1 protein-coding gene is annotated in these 5,238 nt (G+C 74.1%); it reads right to left on the bottom strand.

Going from position 1 to position 5,238, the window contains the following annotated elements:
• The coding region (locus IG05_RS43060) for a non-ribosomal peptide synthetase (protein WP_158839147.1) at positions 1-5,238 on the bottom strand (5,238 nt) is incomplete at both ends.

The following is a 5,238-nucleotide window of genomic DNA, read 5'->3' as shown; positions in this document are numbered from 1 at the left end:
CGCGCCGCCTGCTCCTCGAACAGCGCGTGCAGCGTCCCCGACACCGGCACCACCGGCCCCTGCGTACCGGCGGAAGCCAGGATCAACTCCCGCTCCCCCGCCGGGAGGTACACCGCCCGCGCGTCACCCTCCGGGTCCGCCGCCATCGCCTCCAGCACCGCACGGAACATCCCCGCCAGCCGCTCGGCGTGTTCCTGGGCGAGGACGTGGGAGGTGGAGCGCAGGCTCAGGATGCCGTCGAGGGCCGTGACGGTGAGCGCGAACTCGTTCGGGGCGTCGTTGAAGCCCCAGCCGTCCTCGGCCTGTTCGCCGTCCATCCGGTGGAAGTCGAGGTAGCCGAAGAAGACGTCGACCAGGCGCCCGGCGCCCCGGTCCTGCTGGATGGCCGGCATCGGGAAGTGCCGGTGCGGCCAGGCCTCGATCTCCCGTGCCGAGACCTGCTCGACCAGTTCGCGCCAGGTGCGGGCGCTGCGGTCGGCGGGGAAGGGCAGGGTGTTGAGGTAGGTGCCGTACAGCCGGTCGGCGCCCGCGGCCTCCGGCCGGGAGTGGGTGACCAGGCCGGCGTGGTAGGCGGGTTCGTCGGTGAGCTGGCCCATCACCTTCATGAACGCGGCGACCAGCACGCTCTTCACGGACGTCTTCGCGGCGCGGGCCAGCTCCCGCAGCGGCGCGTCGAGGTCGGCGAACCGGGTGCCGGCGCGCACCACCTCGGCCGGCCGGGACGGATCGCCGCGCCAGGCCTCGGGGAGGGTGGCCTTGGCGTGCCGGGCGACCAGGTCCTGCCAGTAGGCGCGGTCCTCCGCCGAGTCCAGCGCGGCCAGTTCGGCGGCGATGGAGTCGGCGAAGCGCACCTCCGGCGCCCGGTACGGTTCCGGCTCCACGCCGTCGCGCAGGCTCTGGTAGAGGCGGACCAGGTCGACCAGGAAGAGCTGGTTGCTCCAGCCGTCCATCACCGCGTGGCTCTGTGTGAAGGTGCACAGCCAGCCGTCGTCGCCCAGGAGGTGCGCGTACACCCGCAGCAGCGGCTCGTCGCCGGCGAAGTCGAACGGCCGGCCGCGTTCCCCGGCGACGAACTCCAGCATGTTCTGGCGCTGTTCGCCGGCCGGGAGCGCGCTCAGGTCACGCAGCGCGACGGGCACGTCGGCGTCGGTGCGGACCAGTTGCAGCGGGCGTGAGTAGCCGGTCAGCGCGACCGTCGTGCGCAGGGCGTCGTGGCGGGCGACCAGGGTGGCGACGGCGGTGCGGAAGGCGGCCTCGTCGAAGGGGCGGTCGTCGTGGACGCGGTAGACGTTCACGTTGTGGTAGTTGCGCTGCTCGCTGTCGGCGAGGGTCTCCACGAGCATGCCGGTCTGCACCAGCGACAGCGGGTAGGCGTCGGCCACGCCTGCGGGCAGCTTTTGCCGGTCCTCGTCGCCGACGAGCGCGAACGGGGCGACACCGGCGGGGGTGTCGGCGGCCGGCTCGGTGCGTCCGGACAGCGCGCCGGCCAGGCCGGCCACCGTGCGGTGGGCGAAGACGTCCCGGACGGACACGGCGAGGCCGGTGGCGCGCAGGGCGCCGATCAGGGCGACGGCACGGATCGAGTCGCCGCCCAGCTCGAAGAAGCTGTCGTGTACGCCGACCCGTTCGGCGCCGAGCACCTCGCTCCACACGGCGGCGATCCGCTCCTCCAGCGGGGTGCGCGGCGCGGTGTGCTCGTCGGTGGTGAACGCCTCGCTGCCGGGTGCGGGCAGGGCCGCGCGGTCGAGCTTGCCGTTGGCGGTGAGCGGGATGGCCGGCAGGGCCACGAACGCCGTCGGCAGCATGTACTCGGGCAGGGTGCGGGCGAGCCGCTCGTGCAGCCGCGCCGGGGCCACGGCGGTGCCGTCGCCGCCGTCGGCGGCGACGAGGTAGGCCACGAGCCGCTGCTCGCCGGGGTGGTCCTCGCGCAGCACCACGCGGGCGTCGGCGATGCCGGGCTGCCCGGCGAGCGCGGTCTCGATCTCGCCGAGTTCGATGCGGTAGCCGCGGATCTTGACCTGTCCGTCGCCGCGGCCGAGGAAGTCGACGCTGCCGTCGGCGAGCATCCGCACCCGGTCGCCGCTGCGGTACAGGCGGGCGCCGGACGGGCCGAACGGGTCGGGTACGAACTTCTCGGCGGTCAGCTCCGGGCGGCCGAGGTAGCCGCGGGCCACACCGGCCCCGCCGATGTACAGCTCGCCGGGGACACCGGTCGGGACGGGCTGGAGGCGGTCGTCGAGGACGTACATGGTGACGCCGGGCAGCGGACCGCCGATGGGCATGATCTCCGGCAGGGTGCCGGCGTCCCGCGGCCCGGGCACCTCCCAGGTGCAGGTGCCGACGGACGTCTCGGTGGGGCCGTACTCGTTGACCAGCCGGGTGGCGGGGGCCAGGGCGTGCCAGGCCGCCACGACGGGGCGGCGCAGCGCCTCGCCGGCCACGACGAGCAGCGGCGCCAGCCGGGCCGCCTGCTCCGCGTCCAGCTGGTGGGTGAGCACCTCCAGGTGGGCGGGGGTGAGCTTCACGAAGGCGTACGGGGCCTGCGCGGCCAGGGCCTCGCCGAGCTGCCCGAGGTCGAGGTCCTGCGGGAACGTGTGCACCGCCTGGCCGGCGACGAGCGGCGCCCACAGGTTGGGCACGACCAGGTCGAAGGCGACGGAGGAGAACAGCGGGGCGCCGCCGCCGGCGCCGGTGAGCTCGTCGCGGGCCCAGCGGACGTGGCCCGCGAGACCGCAGTGCGGGACGAGCACGCCCTTGGGCCGGCCGGTGGAGCCGGAGGTGTAGATGACGTAGGCGAGCCGGGCCGGGTCGTCGGTCCGCTCGGGGGCGCGGCCGGGCCGGGCGGCCACCGCGGCCCGCTCCCGGTCCAGCAGGACGGCCCTGACCGGGGCGTCGGCGGCTGCCCGGTCCGCGTAGGCGGACTGTGTGAGCAGGACGGCGGCGCCTGCGTCGGCGAGGATGCCGCCCACCCGGTCGGCCGGGAACGACGGGTCCATCGGCACGTAGGCGCCGCCCGCCTTCCACACGGCGAGCAGGGCGGTGACGAGGTCGGCGCCGCGGTCGAGCAGCACCCCGGCCACGGACTCCGTCGTCACCCCGAGCGCGGCCAGGTGGTGGGCGAGCCGGTTGGCGCGGGTGTCCAGCTCCGCGTAGCTCAGCCGGGTGCCGCCGTCGACGACCGCGACCGCGTCGGGGGTGCGCCGGGCCTGCTCCTCGAACAGTTCCAGGACGGTGCGTGTGACGGGTTCGGCGGGGTGCACGGCCCAGGCGCCGGTCAGCCGGTCCCGTTCGCCGACGGGCAGCAGTGGGCGCCGGGCGTCGCCGGTGAAGTCGGCGGCCATCGCCTCCAGGACCGTCCGGAACATGGCGCCGATCCGGTCGGCGTGCTCCGGGGCCAGGGCGCGGGTGTCGGCGGTGAGGAAGATGCTCTTCACCCGTGAGGAGATGGTCAGCGGGAACTCGGTGGGGCTGTCGTCGATGCCGACGGCGTCGTCCACCAGGCCCGCGTCGACCTGCCGGAAGTCCTGGTAGTTGAAGAAGACGTCGATGAGCCGGCCGCCGACACCGGTGTCGCGCTGCACGGCGGGCAGCGGGTAGCGGCGGTGCGCCCAGCTCTCCACCTCGCGCGCGAAGACCCCGCGGACCAGGTCCAGCCAGGTGCCGGGTACCGGATCGAAGGCCAGCGGGAGCGTGTTGAGGTACATGCCGTAGACACGGTCGGCGCCGGTGACCTCGGGCCGTACGTCGTAGACCAGGCCGGCGTGGAACCGGCCGGCGTCGGTGAGCTGGCTGAGCACCTTGCCGTACGCGGCGATCATCACGCTCTTCAGCGAGGCCTGCGCCTCGGCGGCCAGGGCGCGCAGCCGTGGCTCCAGGTCGTCCCACAGCACGCGGACGTGGTACTTGCCGCGCGGTGCGCCGGGGGCGCCGGCCCAGGCGGTGGGCAGGGTGAACTTCTCGTAGTCGGCGACCACCCCGCTCCAGTACGTCCGGTCCTCCGTGCCGGCGAGGGAGGCCAGCTCGCCGGCGACGGAGTCGGCGAAGCGCACGGCAGGCCGCTCGTACGGCTCGGGCTCCACCCCGTCGCGGAACCGGTGGTAGCAGGTGAGCAGCTCCATCAGGAGGGAGTGGTAGCTCCAGCCCTCCATGATCGGGTGGCATTCCGTGACGGAGATCCACCAGTGGCCGTCGGCGACATGGGCGTGGAACCGCATCAGCCCCGGAACTTCGAGGTCGAAGGCGTGGGCCCGCTCCTGCCGGACGAACTCCGCCAGCGACTCCTGGAGCGCGTCGGGGGCGAGGTCGCGCAGGTCGCGCACGCCGACGGTCACCTCGGCCCGCTCGTGCACCATCTGGAGCGGTACGGAGTAGCCCGTCAGGTGCAGCGAGGTGCGCAGCATGTCGTGTCGGGCGGTGACCTCGGCGGCGGCCCGGTGGAAGGCGGCCGGGTCGAAGGGCCGCTCGTCGAGGATCCGGAAGCAGCTGCAGTTGTGGTAGTGGTTCTTCTCCTCGTCCGCGAGCATCTCGATGACCATGCCGGTCTGGATCTGCGACAGCGGATAGGCGTCGGTGATCCCCTCGGGCAGCCGGGCCCGGTCCTCGTCGGGGATCAGTGTGAACGGCGCGGCGAGCGCGAGGTCGCCGGCCTCCAGCGTGGCCCGGCCGGTGAGGAGTTCGCCCAGTTCGGCGACGGTACGGCGGTCGAAGACGTCCCGCACGGTGAGGTCGAAGCCCTGTTCGCGCAGGGCACCGACGAGGGAGACCGCGCGGATCGAGTCACCGCCCAGGTCGAAGAACCCGTCGTGCACACCGACCCGCTCGACCTCCAGCGCCTCGGCCCAGACGGCGGCGACGCGTTCCTCGACGGGGGTGCGCGGGGCGACGTACCGGGAGGCCGCGTAGGCGGTGCGGTCGGGGGCGGGCAGGGCGCGCCGGTCGAGCTTGCCGTTGGCGGTCAGCGGCAGCCGCTCCAGCGTGACGAACGCCGCCGGCACCATGTAGTCGGGCAGGTCCCGGGAGAGGTACGTCCGCAGTTCGGCGGCGTCGGGCGCGGCGTCCTCCGCCGGGACGAGGTAGGCGACGAGCTGCTCGTCCCGGACCACGGCGACGGCTTCCCGGATCCCGGGGTGGTCGGCCAGCACGGATTCGATCTCGCCGAGTTCGATCCGGTAGCCGCGGATCTTGACCTGGTCGTCGGCCCGGCCCAGGAACTCCAGGCTGCCGTCGGGCCGGCGCCGG

It is taken from the genome of Streptomyces sp. NRRL S-1022, assembly GCF_000720135.1.
Classification (GTDB): Bacteria; Actinomycetota; Actinomycetes; order Streptomycetales; family Streptomycetaceae; genus Streptomyces.
The sequence above is the reverse complement of the archived record's forward strand: the minus strand, read 5'-3'. Positions and strand labels throughout refer to the sequence as shown.